The organism is Mucilaginibacter pankratovii (assembly GCF_014773265.1).
GTDB classification, from domain to species: Bacteria; Bacteroidota; Bacteroidia; order Sphingobacteriales; family Sphingobacteriaceae; genus Mucilaginibacter; species Mucilaginibacter pankratovii.
Window position 1 is genome coordinate 121,198 of the sequence record NZ_JACWMY010000012.1, and the last position, 20,598, is coordinate 141,795.

At 45.8% G+C, this 20,598-nt stretch carries 19 protein-coding genes; 3 read left to right on the top strand and 16 right to left on the bottom strand.

The features are described 5' to 3' along the window. Positions 1–40 precede the first annotated feature (40 nt). The 4 genes from IDJ77_RS21540 to IDJ77_RS21555 all read right to left on the bottom strand — a co-directional run bounded on the left by IDJ77_RS21540 (position 41) and on the right by IDJ77_RS21555 (position 2,895). A complete protein-coding gene (locus tag IDJ77_RS21540; protein WP_224751185.1) occupies positions 41–631 on the bottom strand; it encodes a nucleotide exchange factor GrpE in 591 nt (196 codons plus the stop codon). Positions 632–878: 247 nt separating this feature from the next. After that, the gene (locus tag IDJ77_RS21545) at positions 879–1,562 is read right to left on the bottom strand and encodes a cell division ATP-binding protein FtsE (RefSeq protein ID WP_191191053.1); all 684 of its coding nucleotides are present in this window, start codon (positions 1,560–1,562) and stop codon (positions 879–881) included. A gap of 2 nt (positions 1,563–1,564) precedes the next feature. Next, positions 1,565–1,768 (bottom strand): fructose-6-phosphate aldolase, encoded by a 204-nt coding sequence (locus IDJ77_RS21550; protein ID WP_191191054.1) that lies wholly within the window; start codon positions 1,766–1,768, stop codon positions 1,565–1,567. Between the two features lie 104 nt (positions 1,769–1,872). After that, complete coding sequence (locus IDJ77_RS21555; RefSeq protein WP_191191055.1) at positions 1,873–2,895, bottom strand: acyl-CoA reductase; 1,023 nt, start codon at positions 2,893–2,895, stop codon at positions 1,873–1,875. 104 nt (positions 2,896–2,999) lie between these two features. Between IDJ77_RS21555 and IDJ77_RS21560 the strand changes: the two genes are divergently transcribed. Both IDJ77_RS21560 and IDJ77_RS21565 read left to right on the top strand, forming a co-directional pair. Continuing rightward, positions 3,000–3,353 carry a 4Fe-4S dicluster domain-containing protein gene (locus tag IDJ77_RS21560; protein ID WP_128531484.1) on the top strand — a complete coding sequence of 118 codons (354 nt, stop codon included), beginning with the start codon at positions 3,000–3,002 and terminating at the stop codon, positions 3,351–3,353. A 116-nt stretch (positions 3,354–3,469) separates the two neighbouring features. Then, positions 3,470–4,231, top strand: a complete 762-nt coding sequence (locus IDJ77_RS21565; protein WP_191191056.1) for a C40 family peptidase — start codon at positions 3,470–3,472, stop codon at positions 4,229–4,231. A gap of 2 nt (positions 4,232–4,233) precedes the next feature. On the opposite strand, the gene IDJ77_RS21570 is transcribed toward IDJ77_RS21565, so the two are convergent. The 12 genes from IDJ77_RS21570 to IDJ77_RS21625 all read right to left on the bottom strand — a co-directional run bounded on the left by IDJ77_RS21570 (position 4,234) and on the right by IDJ77_RS21625 (position 15,822). Next, complete coding sequence (locus IDJ77_RS21570; protein ID WP_191191057.1) at positions 4,234–4,476, bottom strand: hypothetical protein; 243 nt, start codon at positions 4,474–4,476, stop codon at positions 4,234–4,236. A gap of 204 nt (positions 4,477–4,680) precedes the next feature. Then, positions 4,681–5,583 (bottom strand): WD40 repeat domain-containing protein, encoded by a 903-nt coding sequence (locus IDJ77_RS21575; protein ID WP_191191058.1) that lies wholly within the window; start codon positions 5,581–5,583, stop codon positions 4,681–4,683. A gap of 106 nt (positions 5,584–5,689) precedes the next feature. Further along, entirely contained in the window at positions 5,690–6,277 is a 588-nt protein-coding gene (hisIE, locus tag IDJ77_RS21580) for a bifunctional phosphoribosyl-AMP cyclohydrolase/phosphoribosyl-ATP diphosphatase HisIE (RefSeq protein ID WP_191191059.1), read from the bottom strand. A gap of 184 nt (positions 6,278–6,461) precedes the next feature. After that, entirely contained in the window at positions 6,462–7,217 is a 756-nt protein-coding gene (gene hisF / locus IDJ77_RS21585; protein ID WP_191191060.1) for an imidazole glycerol phosphate synthase subunit HisF, read from the bottom strand. Between the two features lie 139 nt (positions 7,218–7,356). Continuing rightward, the gene (locus IDJ77_RS21590; protein ID WP_191191061.1) at positions 7,357–8,106 is read right to left on the bottom strand and encodes a 1-(5-phosphoribosyl)-5-[(5-phosphoribosylamino)methylideneamino]imidazole-4-carboxamide isomerase; all 750 of its coding nucleotides are present in this window, start codon (positions 8,104–8,106) and stop codon (positions 7,357–7,359) included. 5 nt (positions 8,107–8,111) lie between these two features. Next, entirely contained in the window at positions 8,112–8,702 is a 591-nt protein-coding gene (gene hisH / locus IDJ77_RS21595) for an imidazole glycerol phosphate synthase subunit HisH (protein ID WP_191191062.1), read from the bottom strand. Between the two features lie 92 nt (positions 8,703–8,794). Next, positions 8,795–9,943, bottom strand: coding sequence for a bifunctional histidinol-phosphatase/imidazoleglycerol-phosphate dehydratase HisB (gene hisB / locus IDJ77_RS21600; protein ID WP_224751186.1), 1,149 nt, complete (start codon positions 9,941–9,943; stop codon positions 8,795–8,797). Continuing rightward, positions 9,940–10,986, bottom strand: a complete 1,047-nt coding sequence (gene hisC, locus IDJ77_RS21605) for a histidinol-phosphate transaminase (RefSeq protein WP_191191063.1) — start codon at positions 10,984–10,986, stop codon at positions 9,940–9,942. Before hisC ends, hisB begins: the two co-directional genes overlap by 4 nt. Before the next feature lie 139 nt (positions 10,987–11,125). Continuing rightward, a complete protein-coding gene (gene hisD, locus IDJ77_RS21610; protein WP_191191151.1) occupies positions 11,126–12,412 on the bottom strand; it encodes a histidinol dehydrogenase in 1,287 nt (428 codons plus the stop codon). A gap of 110 nt (positions 12,413–12,522) precedes the next feature. Next, a complete protein-coding gene (hisG, locus tag IDJ77_RS21615; protein WP_191191064.1) occupies positions 12,523–13,374 on the bottom strand; it encodes an ATP phosphoribosyltransferase in 852 nt (283 codons plus the stop codon). 224 nt (positions 13,375–13,598) lie between these two features. Next, the gene (locus IDJ77_RS21620; protein WP_191191065.1) at positions 13,599–15,179 is read right to left on the bottom strand and encodes a hypothetical protein; all 1,581 of its coding nucleotides are present in this window, start codon (positions 15,177–15,179) and stop codon (positions 13,599–13,601) included. Positions 15,180–15,330: 151 nt separating this feature from the next. Then, positions 15,331–15,822, bottom strand: coding sequence for a D-glycero-alpha-D-manno-heptose-1,7-bisphosphate 7-phosphatase (locus tag IDJ77_RS21625; RefSeq protein WP_191191066.1), 492 nt, complete (start codon positions 15,820–15,822; stop codon positions 15,331–15,333). Positions 15,823–16,072: 250 nt separating this feature from the next. Between IDJ77_RS21625 and gltB the strand changes: the two genes are divergently transcribed. Further along, on the top strand, positions 16,073–20,596 hold the full coding sequence (gene gltB / locus IDJ77_RS21630; RefSeq protein ID WP_191191067.1) for a glutamate synthase large subunit: 4,524 nt from the start codon (positions 16,073–16,075) through the stop codon (positions 20,594–20,596). Positions 20,597–20,598 lie beyond the last annotated feature (2 nt).

The window sequence follows — 20,598 nt, forward strand, 5'->3', positions numbered from 1 at the left end:
AGCATTCACTAATTCAATCCTTCGCTAATTCACTCATTAATTATGCTCCCACAATTACTTTGGCAAAACGTACCACGCGCTCGTTAAGTTCGTAGCCTTTTTCCATTTCATCAATTACTTTGCCCTTCATGTCATCCGTAGGGGCAGGGATGCTGGTAATAGCTTCGTGTATATCGGCATTAAATTCAGCACCTATCGACTGCATTTCCTTTAAGCCTTTTTGTGTTAAAATATTTTTTAACTTATTCTGTATCAATATAACACCTTCGCGTACGGGCGCTACCTCGGTAGCATTTTCGGTAGCACGTAATGCACGCTCAAAATCGTCCAGAACCGGCAATAATGCTACTATCAGTTCTTTACCTTCTGTTTTACGGGCTTCTTCGCGTTCTTTTATGGTACGGCGGCGGAAGTTATCAAACTCGGCGTATAAGCGTAAATACTTATCGTTAGCTTGTGATAGTTCGTCCTTCAATTTTTCTTCTGCCGAAGGCGCTGCTTCGGTAGTTTCTTCTTGCTGGGCCACTTCCTGCTCGTCGCCCGGGTTATTTTCGTTTGCTATTTCCACTGTGTTTTCAGGTGTTTCTGAATTTTCCTTCTTTTTTTTCTTCAACATGTCGTTAAAATTCATGAATAGTGCTAATCAAGTATCTTGCCACCGGTTTAAAACCGACAGCCTGTCAGAATACATTAAAGTTTTGTGTAAATTTTGCAGTTAGCGGCTGGCAGTTGGCAGAATTAGTTGGCAGTTTTAGCCTCACCCTGCCCTCTCCAAAGGAGAGGGTTCTAAAATGTCTCTTTTTTTAAATCCTCTCCTTTGGAGAGGATTATCATGAGGGCTTTGCCGTTTAGGAGAGGCTTTTGTAACTGCTACTTCTTCATGCTATCTGCACATCCTCTAAAACCTTGCCGTTTTCGCATTTGATAATGCGCGAAGGGAAGGTGCGGATAATATGGTAATCGTGCGTGGCAATAACCACGGCGGTACCCATCTGGCTGATCTGTTTTAACAGGAGTACAATTTCTTCGGAAGTATCCGGGTCCAGGTTGCCAGTTGGCTCATCTGCCAGTATAATTTCGGGGTTATTAAGCAAAGCGCGGGCAATAACCACGCGCTGCTGCTCGCCGCCTGAAAGTTCGTGCGGCATTTTCTTTAATTTGGAGCGAAGGCCTACTTTTTCCAGCACATCTAAAATGCGGTCGGCAATGCCTTGTTTATCTGTCCAGCCGGTGGCGCGCATTACAAATTGCAGGTTTTGCTCTACCGATCTATCCGTCAATAACTGAAAATCCTGAAAAACAATTCCCAGCTTGCGGCGCAGGTAAGGGATCTCTTTGCTGGCAAGCTTGCTCAACTCGTACCCGCAGGCGTGGCCTGTTCCGCTGGCCATTTGCAGGTCGCCGTAGATCACTTTAAGCAAACTACTTTTGCCCGAGCCCGTTTGGCCAATCAGCCACACAAAATCACCTTTATCAATATGCAGGTTAACGTTTGATAACACCAGGTGCTTCTGCTGAAAAATATCAACGTTATTGAGTTTTATAATAGAGTTTCCGATCATTTTTATAGCTCTAATTTTAATATTTTCCCAAAGGGCAAATCTTTTACAATGCCCATAATGTAATCGTGCTTATCGGCCAGCCCCACCTTATCCAGCGATTTCTCGGGCCTATCTACCCTAAAATAAGCCAGCAGCGTAAATTTATCATCCCGCAGCTGTACGTAATCGGGTATTTTGGCAACGCCTTTTACTTTTATAATATACATTTTTTAAGGTGTAAAGGCGAAAGGTAAAGGGTTAAAGGCGAACTCCGGTACCTTTTACCGTTCACCTTTTACCTTTCGCCTTACATCCCAAAGGTATTGTTATTTTAAAGATTTGCCAAGAATTCCATCGTATCTACGCCATCGGCATAATCCCACAATTGCGGGTGCTGACTATGGCCGAAAGTTACCACCTGGTTTTTGGTTTGCAGCGGGGCCGTTGTTACAATACATTGCAGCTGTTCGCTTTGTTCTGTTAGTTGTTTTTGTATAGATGACAGATCGCTATAAGTAGCGTAAAATAAAACTGCCAGGGGCGATACCAGGCGCTCATCCTGTTTTAGCAGCAAAAAGCCGTTATCCAGGTGCTCATCGCGGTTTACCAGGTAGATGGATTTATTATAATCGTAATTGTTGTTGTATTTATGATGGTTGATGATCGGGTTAAAATCCTCTATCGATTCAAAGAATTTATTGAATACGTACCCTTCCGGCACAAACACTTTGGATACATTGCGGCAGCCCAGGCCGTAATAATCAAAAATATCCCGGCCCAGGTCATGCAGTTGTTCGGTAGTTTCGTCACCTGTGAGCAGGGCAACGCTGTTGCGGTTCTTGCGGATGATGTTGGGTACCTTTGCAAAATAATACTCAAAATAACGCGAGGTGTTATTGCTGCCGGTGGCTATGATGGCATCAAAATCAACCAGCCGCTCTACAAAACTGAATTTATCCTGGTAGGATGGGTCTATCTCAACCAGTAAATTCAGCACATATTTTATCAGGCGCGCATCCTGCGACGAGGCTTTAATTAAAGCATGGTTGCCGCTTACCAAAACGCAAAGCACATCATGGAAACCTACCAGCGGGATATTGCCGGCAAGCACCAATCCTACCTTTTTATTTTTGCCTTCGGCGATGCTGTATGTACCGAGCCATTTTGTTAGATCGGTGGTATTCAGCATTTCGCCGTTGGCTTTTACGGCCTCCAAAACACTTTCGGGCGTAAACCAGGCATTGTGCTGGCGCTCGGTGTTAATCACCTCCATTAGTGCCTCATCGGGCGTTGCGAGGCGTTTTCCGAGTTCAGAAAATGTATCTACGATACTTTTTATCTCTAATTTTGACATATATATGTTAAGGGGCTAAACCCTTAAAGTGTTTTTTTGTTATATTTGCACGCTTTCGTACGTGGGGGCAAAGTTAATTGAGAATATAAGATTATTTTAAAAATATGGCGATTATAATCACTGATGAATGCATAAACTGCGGAGCCTGCGAGCCAGAGTGCCCAAATAATGCAATTTATGATGCTGGTGCCGCCTGGCGTTTTTCTGACGGGACGGACTTAAAAGGAATTATTGATTTTGGTGATGGCAATACATTGAATGCAGAGGAAGCACAAGCTGCCCTGTCTGACGATATCTATTACATCGTGCCCGATAAATGTACCGAGTGTGTTGGTTTTCATGATGAGCCGCAATGCGCTGCCGTTTGTCCGGTTGATTGCTGTGTGGATGATGAGGATGTACGCGAAACAGAAGAAGAACTACATGCCAAAAAAGATTGGCTTCACGCTAACGGGTAAAAAATTTATTACGAAACAATATTGTTACAAAAGGGGGAAGCAAACAAGCTTTCCCTTTTTTTGTTAACTTGAAACTTTATTTATTAACCTACATTCGTAACACGCTTTCTTGACCAATGGAATACGGCATTTGTAATCTTGCTATTGTGCCTATGCGCGCTGAACCCAGCGACCGCAGTGAAATAGTATCGCAGCTTTTATTTGGCGAAGCTTTTGAAGTTACGGAGTATAATAATAAATGGGCTAAAATAGTAACGGCTATTGATCATTATACCGGTTGGATAGACAGGCTGCAGTTTGTGTCGCTGGGGCATATTGCTTATAAAGATCTTCAGCAAAACCCTGCATCACTTACTTACCGGGCAGTAACCCAGGCCTGGAAAATAGAGGACAACTCGATAATTTACCTTGCCGCAGGCAGTTCGCTGGCATTTTTACAGGGAACAACCAGCTATGTAGGCAGCCAGAAATTTGAAATTATTGGTGAGATAGGCGAAACCGACCATATTGCCAACATTGCCCGCTCTTATTTAAACTCACCTTATTTATGGGGCGGTCGCACACATTTTGGTATCGATTGCTCGGGCTATACACAGGTAGTGTACCGGTTATGCGGATTGAATTTGCAACGCGATGCGTCGATGCAGGCTAACCAGGGCCAGCTGGTTGAAAACCTGGCCCAAACCAAACTGGGAGACCTCGCATTCTTTAACAATCCCGAAGGGAGAATAACACACGTGGGTATTATCCTTAACGACGGGCAAATTATACATGCATCGGGCAAAGTAAAAATCGATCTGCTGGATAACGAGGGTATATGGTCGGAAGAGTTAAAGCGGTACACCCACAAGCTAAACGTGATCAAACGTTTTATTTAAGCCTATAATTCTGTGTTCCGTTCGGTGTTTTTATTGCTGTGAAACAAAACGAAATTAAACAGCATTAACGCACCTACAATTAAAACCACCTGGAAACCACTTATAAAGGCCAGTTTTCCGGCATACATATTTCCGGCGTTTCCTTGTGCAAAAATAGGTTGTGCAGATAAGCATAAGCTTAGTATAAACAGAATTAAAAAAACAAGCCTCTTAGGCCCCTTTTTTACAGATCGCATCTTTTCCATCTCCTCAATAATTAATTCAAAAATGCAGTTAATGAGTTACTGCCATATAATTGGTTTTTACAGCAAAGCCTAATGGATAATTTAACTTATGCTGCTATAATAACTAACACACTCATACGTAATTTGTTGTGTGCGGTTGATGATTTTATAAGAAAAATTAAAGAATAATAAAAAAAGAGGCCGCCTGGAGACAGTTGAGTTGATCTAAAAGGTAATTTGCCACCTTTTTACGGTTTTATCGTCGCTTACGGATAGTAATTCATCCCCGTTCCAGGCCAGTTTATTAATGGAGAGAACATGCGAAGGGTAGCCCTTTTCGCGGCTGATGATCTTACGTAATTTAAATTCGGCGGCATCCCAAATTTTAATGCTCTTATCCATGCTGGCGGTAGCAAAATAAGGCCGGGTAGGGTGGAAGGCAACATGGTTAACCGCAAATAAATGCGCCGGGATATTTTGAATGAGTGTGTAGGTTTTGTTATCCCAGATCTTTACCTGCGCATCCCTGGAGCCCGAGACGAGATACTCGCCATCGGGTGAGTATTGCAGCGCGAAAACCGCCATGGTGTGGCCGATAAGGGCCTTTATCGGGCTGTAGTCCTCGGTATCGTATACCACCAATTTATTATCGCGGCAGCCAAAGGCAACTCTGTCTTCGGTGGGGTTTACTGCTATACATCGCACGGTATCGTTAGATACTTTAATAGTGTGCAGCAGCTCCAATGTTTTAAGGCTCCACACCGATACGGTGCCATCCTCTGAAGCTACCAGCAGTTCATCCTTTTTTTGGATGGATTTGATATCAAAAATGGGCTTGATATGGTGGCGCAGTCGGTGAGTTATCTTTTGTTCGATAAAGTTAAACACCAATACTTCGCCGCTGCGCAGACCGGCAAAAAGCAGCGGATAGCCTTCCGGACAATAAATGGCATAGATGGATGCTGGCACCGGGAACATCACCTTGATGAATTTGTTCTCCTCCAGGCTCCATTCAACCAGCCCTTTATCATTGCCACCGGTAAACAATATTCCCGGCTTTTGCGAAAGCTCCAGCGTAAATATGGGGTTACTGTGGCCGGTGAGTTCTGCGGTTTTTATTGCGTGCATGTGTTTAGTTCATGGTTCATGGATGATAGTTCATGGTAGCTCGTGTTGCTCTTAGCCACTGACGGTACATTGGAGCTGCTATGAACCATGAACTATAAGCTATGAACTACTTATGTCTTTCCTCTAAATTTTTAGCTATCCGCTCCAAGGTTAAATTCTTCTCGCGAAGCAGAACCAAAAGGTGAAATACCAAATCGGATGCTTCGTTTATGAGGTCGGTTTCGGTTTCGGCAAGAGCTGCTATTACGGTTTCTACCCCTTCTTCGCCTACCTTTTGGGCAATTTTGTTGAGCCCTTTTGCGCGCAGTTTATTTACATACGATCCTTCTACCGGGTTGGCGTACCTATCGGCAATAATGCCTTCCAACTGCATGATAAAGTTTTGGTTGTACTCCGTTTGGAAACAACTGCGCGAGCCGGTATGGCAGGTTGGGCCATCGGCGCTAACCTTTATCAGCAGGGTATCGTTATCGCAATCGATATGCATGGTTTTTACATGCAGGTAATTTTTGCTGGTTTCGCCTTTGGTCCACAGGCGGTTTTTGGAGCGCGAAAAAAAGGTTACTACGTTTTCGGCCACGGTTTTTTCGTAGGCTTCCTGGTTCATGTAGCCCAGCATCAGCACCTCAAGCGTGTGCTCGTCCTGTATAATAACGGGTACTAATCCGTCTGTTTTATTGAAATCGATATTCATGTTCTCGTTGTTTGTTGGCGGTGGGGACACCGCCAACGGGGTATTTTATTTAGTCACGTCATTGCGAGGTGTTTAGCCTCACCCTGCCCTCTCCAAAGGAGAGGGTTCCTTTCTTTTTAAGTCCTCTCCTTTGGAGAGGATTTAGGTGAGGCTCCAGCTTCGTGCCTCGCAATCACACGTCGCGCTACACCCTCACCTCTATATTATTCTCTCTTAAAATAGCCTTCAGATCCGGTATCAATATCTCGCCATAGTGAAATACTGAAGCAGCCAAAGCCGCATCTACATTGGTTTGCTGAAATACATCAACGAAATGCTGCACCGAGCCCGCGCCACCCGAAGCTATAACCGGGATGTTCACCGCATTGTTTACCTGGGTTAAAAATCCGTTATCGAAACCCGCTTTGGTACCGTCGTGATCCATAGAGGTGAGCAGTATCTCGCCTGCGCCGCGGCTTTCGGCCTCTAATATCCAGTCTAAAGTTTGTTTATCGGTTGGTAAACGCCCGCCATTTAGGTGAACGATATTTTTATCGCCCATTACCCGGGTATCTACGGCCACAATAACAAACTGTACGCCAAAAGCTTTGGCCAGTTCATCTATCAAAGCAGGGTTACGCACTGCAGCTGAGTTAATGGAGATCTTATCTGCACCTGCATTTAGCAAAGCATCAGCATCGGCAATTTCTGTAATGCCACCGCCAATGGTGAATGGAATATTGATCTGCCTGGCTACAGCTTTCACCAGTTCTATAAGTGTTTTGCGTTTCTCTACAGTGGCGCTTATATCCAGGAACACGAGTTCGTCGGCGCCTTGCTGGGAATAGTTCCAGGCAAGTTCTACCGGGTCGCCTGCGTCGCGCAGGTCGACAAAATTAACGCCCTTTACAGTACGGCCGTCTTTAACGTCTAAACAAGGGATTATTCTTTTAGCGAGCATAGGGTTTGATGCATTTTAACAAAGCGTCATTGCGAGGAACGAAGCAATCTCCCGATGAGCAAGGCGTACATGCAAAGTTCGGAGATTGCTTCGTGCCTCGCAATGACGGGGTGGAGAATAAAGCCCTTCGGGCCTCAAGTTATATGGACATTAGCGATTCCAAATTCCAGTTTTTTATCTCTTCGATGCTGATATGGCCTTCGTAGATGGCTTTGCCTACCACGCAGGATTCTACTTTGATGTTGTTTAGCTGCTCAATATCATTCATGGAGCTTACGCCGCCGGATGCGATGAGTTTGATGAAAGGCGAATGGTCCAGCAGTTTTTCGTACAGGTCTACACCTGCACCGCCAAGTTTACCATCTTTATTAATATCGGTACACAAAAAGCGGAAGAAGCCTAAAGACAGGCACTTGTCCACATAGTCCATCAGTTTGATGGGCGAGCTTTCCATCCAGCCAGAGTATTTGATCACTTCATCCAGTACATCTATTGCGATAACCACCTGGTCGCTGCATTTATCGCGGCCGCAGATGGCTTTACTCAGATCGTGCAGAAAGGCCGGGTTGGTTATAGCCTGCGTACCCACAATAACACGGTGGATGCCTGCGTCTATCAATTCTTTTACCTTATCAATGCTACGGATACCGCCACCGTATTGCACCTGCATATCTGTTTTACGGATCACATCAAACAGGTATTGCTGGTTGCTAAAGTCGTTTTTTGCGCCGTTGAGGTCGATGATGTGGATGAAATTTGTACCGTTGCTTTGGTACCGCTCAATCATTTCTTCGAGGGTAACATCATATTCAGTTACCTGGCTATAATCGCCTTCGCGCAGCCTTACAACTTTTTTGTTTAAAATATCAATGGCGGGGATTATATACATTGCTTTTAGATTTTTGAAAAATTCTTTAATAGTTGTTCGCCGTACGTGCCGGATTTTTCTGGGTGAAACTGCACGCCATAAAAATTACCCCGCCAAATTGATGCCGAAAATTTGTGGGTGTAATTTGTTGACGATAAAGTATATAACGGGTCATACTCAATAAAGTATGAATGTACAAAGTAAAAGTGTGATCCTGTTGGAATATTTGCAAAAAGTGGGTTTTCTTTTTCGGGGAAGACTTGATTCCAGCCGGTGTGCGGAACCTTAAACCCATCCGTATGCGGGAATTTTAGCGTTTTGATGGGGAACAAGTCCAATAAGTTGCTGTCACCTTCCTCGCTGTAAGAAGTTAACAGCTGCATACCCACGCAAATACCCAGGGTAGGTTTATCCAATGCCTTTATGGCAGGCACCAGCCCGGTGCTTTCCAGCTTGTGCATGGCTGCGCCGGCGTGGCCTACACCGGGGATAATATAGCGGTCGTACTTTTCAAAATCGGCTTCGGTGCTGATCATGCCGTAGGCGATGCCCAGCCGCTCTAAAGTAGCAGTGAGCGAGAAAATATTGCCGGCGCCGTATCTTATTATACCTATCATTTCAGTTTGCAATTTCCAGTTTGCAGTGGGCAGTTCTCAGTTTGCAGTGGGCGATTAGCAGTAAAAACTGCTTTTTGCAAACTGCCAACTTTTTACAAAAGTCCTTTTGTGCTTGGTAAAACCATCTTATTTACATCCCTTTTTACCGCCATTTTTATGGCTTTGGCAAAGGCTTTAAATATAGCTTCTATTTTGTGATGTTCGTTTTGCCCTTCTGCTTTTATGTTGAGGTTGCTTTTGGAGGCATCGCTAAAGGATTTGAAGAAGTGGTAAAACATCTCGGTTGGTACATCGCCAACCTTTTCGCGTTTAAAATCGGCTTCCCAAACAATCCAGTTGCGCCCGCCAAAATCAATGGCCGCCTGTGCCAGGCAATCATCCATCGGCAGGCAAAAACCATAACGCTCTATCCCCATTTTATTGCCTAAGGCGGTGGCTATCACCTCGCCAAGCGCAATGCCGGTATCTTCTATGGTGTGGTGCTCGTCGATATGCAGGTCGCCTTTAGCGGTTACTTCCAGGTCGATGCCGCCGTGACGGGCTATCTGGTCAAGCATATGGTCGAAGAAGTGCAAACCGGTTGACACTTTGGCTTCCCCGGTACCGTCAAGGTTTAATTTGATATAGATATCGGTCTCCTTAGTTGTGCGGCGGTGTTCTATCACGCGTTCACCTAATTTCAAGAATTCGTAGATGTCTTTCCAATCGGTAGTTTGCAGGGCCACTACGCCGGCAATATCGCTGTCAATCTCTGGTTGAAATTCTCCGTCGCCTAAACCTGACTTATTGTTGATCCAAATAGCTTTTGCGCCTAAATTCTTCGCCAGCAAAACGTCATTCTTCCTGTCGCCTATGGTGAAGGAATTTTTAAGGTCGTATTTTGTTTCGTCGAGGTATTGTGTTAACAGCCCTGTCGCCGGTTTGCGGGTAGGGGCATTATCGGCAGGGAAGGTTCGGTCGATAGCCTCGTACGTGAAATGCACGCCCTCGTTTGCAAAAGTTTTGATGATGAGGTTATGCACCGGGTAAAAAGTGTCCTCTGGGTAAATCGAAGTACCCAGGCCATCCTGGTTGGTAACCATTACCAGCTCGTAATCCAGTTCCGCGGCAATTTTTGGCAGGTATTGCAGCGCGCCGGGGTAAAAGGTAAGCTTGGCGAAGGAATCTATTTGCTCATCGGGCGTTTCGTTGATGATGGTGCCGTCGCGGTCTATAAAGAGTATTTTTTGCAGCTTGCTCATTTGTATTGCTGTAAGGTTGATAGCAGGGTGTTATTTTCTTCGGGCGTGCCGATGGTAATGCGGAGGCAGCCTTCGCAAAGTTCCACATTGGTGCGGTTGCGTACAATGATGCCTTTATCTACCAGGTAATTATAAATACCGGTTGCATTGGTGGTTTTAACCAGCACGAAGTTGGCATCGGATGGGTAAATATCCAGCACAAAATCCATCTTTTTTAGCGTCAATACCAGTTTATCGCGCTGGATAAGCGTCTCTTTTATCCAATCGTTCACCTGTTGCACGTTTTGCAGGGCCTGCAGTGCTAATTGCTGCGATGCCTCGTTTACATTGTAAGGCGGTTTTACGCGGTTCATTACTTCTATGATCTCCTCGCTGGCGAAGGCCATGCCTACGCGCAGGCCGGCAAGGCCCCACGCTTTGGAGAGCGTTTGCATCACGACGAGATTGGCGTATTCGGTCAGTTCCTGTATAAAGCTTTTTTGGCGACTGAAGTTAATGTAAGCCTCATCCACCACCACAATACCGTTGAAATTTGCCAACAAGGTTTCAATATCCTCGCGGTTAATGGAGTTGCCGGTAGGATTGTTTGGCGAACAGATGAAGATAAGCTTGGTATGCTCGTCTATCGCTTCGGCAATGCCTTCCAGGTTGAGCTGGTATTCGTCGGTAAGCAGAACTTTTTTGGTTTCTATATCATTAATGTTTGCCGAAACCTGGTACATACCGTAGGTAGGGGGCACAATGATCACATTATCCACGCCCGGGTTGCAAAAACTGCGGAACAGGATATCGATGGCCTCATCGCTGCCATTGCCTACAAAGATGTTGCGTACAGGCAAGCCTTTTATCTCTTTCAGGCGCGATTTTATAGCGTGTTGCATAGGGTCCGGGTAGCGGTTATAAGCAGCAGGCAGCGGCGAACCGAAAGCATTTTCGTTCGCATCCAAAAACACGCTGGCCTCGCCCTGGAATTCGTCCCGTGCGGAGGAGTAGGGGGTTAGGTTTTTGATGTTTTTGCGGAGTAGGGTATTTATATCGAACATTGTTATTAGTATTCTTTTAGTCAATCATTATCCATCGCGTCATTGCGAGGCACGAAGCAATCTCCCGATTGGACAAGTCAACGATTTGCAAATTCGCTCTACTTACGTAGAGATTGCTTCGTACCTCGCAATGACGGAGTTATTTTTGGAGACGGATCGACACCGCATTCCTGTGTGCGTGCAGTCCTTCCATATCCGCCAGTATTTCTACCGCCGGGCCTATATTTTGGATACCTTCCTCTGTTAAAAACTGGAAGGTAATCTTCTTTACAAACGAATCTACCGATACGCCCGAGTAAGCCCTTGAATAACTGCTGGTTGGCAGCGTGTGGTTAGTGCCCGATGCATAATCGCCCACGCTCTCCGGCGTTAAATTCCCAAGGAATACCGAACCTGCGTTGATGATCTTCGGTGTTATGGTCGACCATTTTTCCGTTGCCAGTATCAAGTGCTCCGGCGCATATTCATTGCTGAAATCCATCGCCTCATCCAGCGTGTCGGTGATGATGATGTACGAATTATCAATCGCCTGGCGCGCAATTTCGGCGCGGGGTAATATGGCTAATTGCTTTTCAACTTCTGCAAGGGTTTGTGTTGCAATGGCTTCAGATGTACAAACTAAAATTGCCTGACTGTCTATCCCGTGCTCAGCCTGTGCTAATAAATCAGCGGCAACGTACTCGGGTTTTGCTGTTTCGTCAGCAATTACCAATACTTCCGATGGGCCGGCGGGCATATCAATGGCAGTTGTGGTAGTGCTTTGGATGATAGTTTTAGCCTTGGTTACAAATTGATTGCCCGGGCCAAAGATCTTATCCACTTTGGTTATGGTTTCGGTGCCGTATGCCATGGCTGCAACAGCCTGCGAGCCGCCCACTAAGTACACTTTATCTATGCCCAACATCAGCGCCACGTAAGCGATAAAGGCATTTACCTTGCCGTTTTTTTGCGGAGGTGAGCAAACTACGATCTCGCTACAGCCCGCTATGCGTGCCGGGATGCCCAGCATTAAAAAGGTAGACGGTAATACGGCTGTACCGCCAGGGATGTATAGACCTACTTTTTCTATTGCACGTAATTCGCGCCAGCAGGTTACACCGGGCATGGTTTCTACCTTGTCTTCAGTTTTTAGCTGCGCCTTGTGGAATTTGTAGATATTGGCATACGCTGTTTGCAAGGCTTCCTGCTGATCTGGCGACACTGTCGAGGCAATTTCCTGCAGTTCAGCTTTATCTAAATATAACTTAGTAAGCTCAACTTTGTCAAACTTTAGGGCATAGTCCACCAGGGCGCTATCGCCGTTTTGTTTTACGTGCTCTATCACATCCTCCACCAAAGCACGGATCTCATTCGCCGGGTCAACGTTGCGTTGAACGAGGGCGTTGATTTCGCCCTTGCTCAAATTCCCGTAGTTGTAAATTTTCATATTACTTACAGTCATCGTTTTAGTTGGCAGTTTGCTGTTAGCAGTTTGCATTTCAGTTAGCGGTTATCGTGGTAGCTTTTTACTGCTAACCGCAAACTGCCCACTGGAAACTACAATATTATCTTCTCAATCGGCATTACTACAATGCCTTGCGCACCGGCTTGTTTTAGCTGGCTGATGCGGTCCCAAAAGTCGCGCTCGGGGATAACGGTGTGCACCGCTACCCAATCAGCCTCTGCCAAAGGCACTACCGAAGGGCTTTTTACGCCTGGTAATAATGCAATTACGGCGTCCAGGTTATCGCGTTTTACATTCAATACCACGTACTTGGTTTCTTTTGCACGCAATACCGACTGGATTCGCTGCATCAACTCTTGTATCAGGTCGTTATTCTCACTGCCTTTGCTGCCAATCAACACGGCCTCGCTGCTCATTACATCGGCAAAAGGCTTTAGTCCGTTGCTTTTTAATGTGCCGCCGGTTGATACCAAATCGCAGATGGCATCGCTCAGGCCAAGGCCCGGAGAGATCTCTACCGAACCTGATATGGTACGGATATCAGAAGTGATACCTTTTTCTTTCAGGTATTTACCTAAGATAACGGGGTAAGTGGTAGCAATGGCTTTGCCGTTTAAATCGGCAAGGGTAGCTATGTCGTTATTGTTGGGCACCGCTATTTTAAGCGAGCATTTACCAAAACCAAGGCGTTGCAGGTAGGCAACTTCCACTTCGGTTTCTTCTATCACGTTTTCGCCAACAATACCCAGGTCTGCAATGCCATCCTGAACGTATTCGGGGATATCATCATCGCGCAAAAAGAGAATTTCTAAAGGGAAATTTGATACGGGGGAGATGAGCGAGCTCTTATAATTTTCAAAATTAAGGCCGCAATTCTTTAATAATTCAACGGATTTTTCGTTGAGCCGACCCGATTTCTGGATCGCTATTTTTAGTGTTTTCACAAAATGAGTTTAAGGTACTATAATAAAATGGGGCTGTTATTTCGCGTAGAAACATACATTATCTATTCATCACCGGGCGGTGATGGTGCAAATGCAGATGATGTTGTTTGTACAAGTCCATTTTTGTATAGTAATACTATAGATTAGCGATGCAAATATAGAGAGTAGTTCGGGAAATCAAAATAAAATTGTGTTTTAGCTGTAAATAGGGTGCTAAACAGAATTTATTTCGGTGCTCTAACTACAGGCCTCGCAGGTAAACTGTCTTTGCCGACTGTTGCAGGTACTACGTCAACCCCCTCAAACTCATATATCGCCCCTTCGGGGAACTGCTTCAATAATTTCAGCTGTTTTACCTTTTGGATGTCCTTTATATTAATGAGTTCCGGGTTTTCGAGGTTATTGAACCAGATGAGGTAATAGTGATCGCGCCGGTAAAAAAGCTCCACATCCTTTTTAAAGAATTTGTGCGGAACCAAATAGGCCGACATGCCCGAGAAGAAGTAAACCGCCTCATGTGCATCGGTATAAATTAATACATTAGGTTTAAACAGCTTTTTATCATAATTGCGCAGGTAGTTGGCAAATTCATTTTCCTGCCAGCTGGCATCACTGTAACCGGGCGCGCCGTAATCGTCTGCTACCTGGTCGCGATAGCGGTCGTAATCTATATAAAATTCTTTGCCTATAAAGCCCAGCATTAGTAAGGTGAATATACCGCCAACAATGGTACGGGTACGTTTCGCGTCGATGCTTTTGAGCCATAATAGCACCCAACTGGTATAGCCCCACAATGCGGTTATATATAAAGGTGAGAGTAAGCGGCTGTTGATGCGCTCGTATCGCGAAAACGTCGACGACAGGATGATAAATAAACCATACACCAGCGAGAAGGTGATGGCCAAATTTTCATAGCTATTTAAACTCCTGCGGAAGTAATTTATGGCCAGCGATAGTATAAAGCCCAGCAGCATAACCGATGCAATGGGTATTGCCAAAAAGTATTGGTCGGGCGTAAGTCCCATCCAATCGCACATGGTAGTACCGAAATAATATACGTTTTTGATGAAGGGCGTAATAGAAGGCTCGCGCGGGCCGGTTACCGTACCCGACATAAACGCGTTGAAAACCAAATTACTTACCAGCAGCGATATGCATATCACACCATATATAAATATATGCCCTATCTTCTTTTTAATGGGCAACGTTCTATCAAGCAGCAAGAGTAGTCCCCCCGTACCTACAATGGTCACCGCGGCGTACCGGGTAACGCAGCCAACAGCCGCTATAGCTGCCGCAGCTATCAGCCATTTGCCGGCATGGGTATTTAAGTATTGGCGGAAGGCAATGATGAAGAACAGTACCTCTAATATAAACAGCGTCTCCGACCATAAGTAGGAGTAGATCTGCAGCAAACCAGGACTAAGCGCTATAGCAACCAGCAGCAGCCATTTATATAATTGCGATGACGGCACAAAGCGGTTCATGATCCAGCCGCTGATATATAATAAGGATGCGAAGAGGATGCTGTTGAGTATGGCGCCAAAAACGGTAGGATCTACCCGGGTGATGACTTTGATGATACCCAAAAACAGCGGGTAAAACATCGGGAAATCAACAATGGGGATCCCGTTAAACGTTTTCAGCGTGCCCTCGGCTGCAAAGCTGCGTGCCGCGCTGGTGTACATGATAGAATCTGGCGAGATGCCAATGCCGCTATAGCTGGTGAACAAACAGATTAAAAAGAAACCAAGGCCGCAAGCTATTAAAGTGTTGTAATCGTGTATGGATTTTGGTTTTACCATTACCGAGTAAAAGGATAAAACGGATGAATTGTTTAAATTATAACACGAATTACACTAATTAATGCGAATTGCACGAATTTAAACGCTAAAAACCAGTCTGTTAGCAAGTCGTAATTCGTGAAATTCGCCCCATTCGTGAAATTCGTGTGATTTATGCTATTAAATCCAGCACACTCGCTATCGGTTGGTCACTATCTATTAATATACCTGTTACGCCTGCCGCGGTGCCTGCTTCTACATCGCGCTCGCGGTCGCCGATGAAGTAGGATTTGGATGGGTCGATGTTATATTTTTCGATCCCCTGGAAAAGCAGGCCAGGTTTTGGTTTGCGGCAATCGCAGTCGCCGGTAAAGTTGGGGTGGTGGGGGCAGTAAAAAAAGTCGGTTATTTCCACACCATGCTCTTGGTAAACCTGTTTAAGGTGGGCGTGCATTTTATTCAGTTCGGGTACATCGTACCAGCCTTTTGCCAGGCCGCCCTGGTTGGTGGCAACCAACAGCATATAACCGCGGTTTTGCAGTTCTTTCAACGCGTCAAAATTGTCCAGTATATGAAAATCTTCCAGGCGGGTAACGTAGTCACCCATCTCTTTGTTCAACACTCCGTCTCGGTCTAAAAAAACTGCTTTAATCTTATCAGGCATAAAATATATGGTGTAATGTGCTTTCGGCAAAAATAGTTTAATAAGCTTATTTACTATGTGTGCATATTAAACAATAAGATAAAATTAAAAATTTCATATATATAGCCTACGTTTTTTGTCGACTTAATAATAAATTAACCTATTAATAGCATTATTTTAATAAAATTGAAAAAATTAATAGCGTTATTATAAAAATATTATAATTCGTTAACTTCGTTATTACCCGAATTACAAAAAATCGGATAAAAAAATGGATCAAACCGATGGCAACCAGCAGGGCCTTTACCGGCCGGAATTTGAACACGATTCTTGCGGAACTGGGTTTATAACCAATATAAACGGACATAAATCATACCATATTATTGATGATGCTTTAACCATGTTAGAGAACATGGAGCATCGCGGCGCGTGCGGCTGTGACCCCGAAACAGGCGACGGCGCGGGTATATTAATTCAGCTCCCCCACGAATTTTTAATGGAAGAATGTGCAAACCTCGAGATCAACCTGCCCGAACCGGGTGAGTATGGTGTAGGGATGATATTCTTCCCCAAAGAGCCTGCCTTGAAGAAGGCATGCCGCGTAATTATTACTAATGCGATAGAGAAAATGGGGCTGCATAAGCTCGGCTACCGTAAGCTTGCGGTAGATTCGTCTGCTATTGGCGAAACGGCCCGCCAGGCCGAGCCGGATGTTGAACAACTGTTCATCTCCCGCCCGCACCATATTACCAACGCGGATGATTTTGAGCGCAAGCTGTATATATTAAGGCGTTATATCAACAAAACAGTAACCGAAACGGTGCCTGCGGCGAGCGAGTATTTTTACTTCACCTCGCTATCATGCAAAACTATTATTTATAAGGGCCAGGTTACTACTTACCAATTGCGTAAGTACTTTGCCGACTTGAACGATCCGCGTATCGCATCGGGCTTTGCCATGATCCACTCGCGTTTCTCAACCAATACCTTCCCATCGTGGAAGTTGGCTCAGCCTTTCCGCTTAATTGCGCACAATGGCGAGATCAACACGCTTACAGGTAACTTAAACTGGTTCTACTCCGGCTTAAAATCATACGTTTCTACCTACTTCACGGCAGAAGAAATGGAGATGCTGTTGCCTGTGATAGATAACAACCAGTCGGATTCGGCCTGTTTGGATAATATCATCGAGATACTGCTGCATACCGGCCGCTCGTTACCACACGTAATGATGATGCTAATACCCGAGGCATGGGACGGCAACGTACACATGGATCCGGTTAAAAAAGCCTTCTACGAATTCCACGCTACCTTAATGGAGCCATGGGACGGCCCGGCTGCTATCACCTTTACCGATGGTAAATTGGTAGGCGCCCTTTTAGATAGGAACGGACTGCGCCCGCTACGTTATGTAATTACCAACGATGGCCGCGTTATCGCCGCATCAGAAGCGGGTACTTTAGCTATCGACGAAAGCACCGTGTTGCGCAAGGGCCGTTTACAGCCGGGCAAAATGCTGCTGATTGATACCGAAAAGGGTAAGATCATCACTGATGATGAGATCAAAAAACAAGTAACTTCGCAGCAGCCATACGGTCGCTGGCTGGATAATTATAAGATCCGCCTGAGCAACCTGTCTGAGCCGCGTTTGGCTTTCGCCAGCCTGTCGCCCGATTCGGTGTACCGCTACCAGCAGGTATTTGGCTACAGCCGCGAGGATATCGATACCATTATTAAACCGATGGCATTGGATGGCAAGGAGCCGGTAGGCTCGATGGGTACAGATGTACCTTTGGCTATCCTTTCTGATAAACCTCAGCATTTATCAAGCTACTTTAAACAATTCTTCGCACAGGTTACCAACCCGCCGATAGACCCTATCCGCGAGCGTTTGGTAATGAGTTTGGCTACCTTCATAGGTAACAACGGCAACCTGCTTGATGAGGATAAAATGCATTGCCATTGCGTGGTTTTAGACCACCCGATACTGAAGAACCACCAGTTGGAAAAACTGCGCAGTATTGATACCGGCCTGTTCCACGCTAAAACCCTGCAAACCTACTTTAATGCCGATGGCAATGCGGGTTCGCTGGAAAAAGGGATAGCCAGGCTTTGCCGCTATGCCGAGGATGCAGTAGATGATGGCTTCGAGGTACTGATCCTGTCTGACCGTGCTGTAGACTCTGAACACGCGCCTATACCAATGCTTTTAGCGGTATCGGCAGTGCATCACCACTTAATTAAAAAAGGGCGCAGAGGCGCTGTAGGCCTGGTTGTAGAAACCGGAGATGTTTGGGAAGTACACCACTTTGCTACCTTGCTGGCTTTCGGTGCAACGGCTATCAACCCGTACCTGGCGCTTTCTACTATCGAAACGTTGAAAAACAACGGTAGCCTGGAAACCAATCTCGATCTGAAAACGCTTTACAAAAACTACGTTAAATCGGTTAACGATGGCTTGCTGAAGATCTTCTCAAAAATGGGGATCTCTACCTTGCAATCGTACCACGGTTCGCAGGTGTTCGAGATACTGGGGATCAATAAAGCTGTTGTAGATAAATATTTCTCGGGAGGTGTAACGCGTATTGGCGGTTTAGGCCTTGATGAGATTGCCCGCGAAGCGCTTTGCAAGCACAAAATTGGTTTTGGCAGTTCTAAAACGGATGTTAGGTTACTGCCTGAGGGTGGGATCTACCAGTGGAAACGCAGGGGAGAGGCTCACTTATTCAACCCGGAAACCGTTCACCTTTTACAGCACGCAACCCGCAGCAACAGCTATGCTGTTTACAAAAACTACGCTGCAAAAATAAACGAGCAAACCGAGAAGCATTACACCATCCGTGGCCTGCTTGATTTTGCCCACCACCGCGAAGCCATCACTATTGATGAGGTTGAACCGGCAGAGGAGATCATGAAGCGTTTTGCTACAGGCGCTATGTCGTTCGGCTCCATCTCGCATGAGGCACACAGCACCATGGCCATTGCCATGAACCGCATTGGCGGTAAAAGCAATACCGGCGAAGGCGGTGAGGACGAATTACGTTACGAAAAAATGCCAAACGGCGATTCCATGCGTTCTGCTATTAAACAAGTGGCGTCAGGGCGTTTTGGGGTAACATCCAACTACCTTACCAACGCCGATGAGCTGCAGATAAAAATGGCGCAGGGCGCGAAACCAGGCGAGGGCGGGCAACTTCCCGGCCACAAGGTTGACGACTGGATTGCCAAAACACGTCACTCTACACCAGGTGTAGGCTTAATATCGCCTCCTCCGCACCACGATATTTACTCCATCGAGGATCTGGCGCAGCTAATTTTCGATCTGAAGAACGCTAACCGCGCTGCCCGTATCAACGTAAAGCTGGTATCAAAAGCAGGCGTGGGTACTATAGCTGCGGGTGTTGCAAAAGCACACGCGGATGTTATTTTAATAGCCGGCTATGATGGCGGTACAGGTGCATCACCTATCAGTTCGGTAAAACACGCGGGTTTGCCTTGGGAGCTTGGCTTATCAGAAGCACACCAAACTTTGGTGCGTAACAAACTGCGCAGCCGCGTAGTGTTACAAACAGATGGTCAGCTGAAAACCGGTCGCGATTTAGCTATTGCAGCTTTGTTAGGTGCCGAGGAGTGGGGCGTAGCTACCGCTGCTTTGGTTGCCGGCGGCTGTATCATGATGCGTAAATGCCACTTAAACACCTGCCCGGTAGGCGTTGCCACGCAGGACCCTGAATTAAGGAAATTGTTTAGCGGTAAAGCCGATCACGTTGTAAACTTGTTCCGTTTTATGGCGGAAGAGTTGCGCGAGATCATGGCTGAACTGGGCTTCCGTACCATCAACGAGATGGTTGGGCGCGTACAGTTCCTGAAGGTAAGAGATAACATCCAAAGCTGGAAAGCTAAAAAGGTTGATCTGAGTGGCATCCTGCACCCTGTGAACATTACCAAGGGCATGACGCACTATAACAGCGAAAAGCAGGATCATGGTATGGATGCCATTATCGACTGGAAACTATTAGAAAACGCAAAAGCTGCATTAGAAGATAAAACCCCGGTATTTGCCACTTACGATGTAAAGAACGTAGACCGTACGATAGGTACGCTGCTTTCAAACGAGATCTCGAAGATCTACGGTTCTGCTGGCTTACCCGATAATACCATCAACTACAAATTCAAAGGTTCGGCAGGGCAAAGCTTTGGCGCATTCACCACCAAGGGGGTTTCTTTTGAGCTGGAAGGCGAGGGTAACGATTACGTGGGCAAAGGCTTATCCGGTGCACAGTTAGCCGTTTACCCGGCTGCAAACGCAACCTTTAACCCCGAAGAAAATATCATCATTGGTAACGTGGCGCTTTACGGTGCAACATCCGGCGAGTTGTTTGTAAGAGGGATGGCAGGCGAACGTTTCGCGGTGCGTAACTCTGGCGCTACAACGGTTGTAGAAGGTATTGGCGACCACGGTTGCGAGTACATGACCGGCGGCCGCGCGCTTATCCTTGGCGAAACAGGCAGAAACTTTGCAGCAGGTATGAGCGGTGGTTTAGCCTGGATCTACAATCCAAACGGAACATTTGCCGAGAACTGTAATATGGAGATGGTTGATCTGGATCCGCTATCTATCCAGGACGAAGAGCAGATCATCGCCTTGCTGAAAAAGCATATCCACTTAACAGGCAGTAAAGTTGCCCAGGGGCTCCTTAAAAACTGGAAACAAGTTTCATCACAGTTTATAAAGGTTTACCCTAAAGAGTACAAACGAGTTTTAGAGAAACAACAATTACAAGCTATAGGATAATT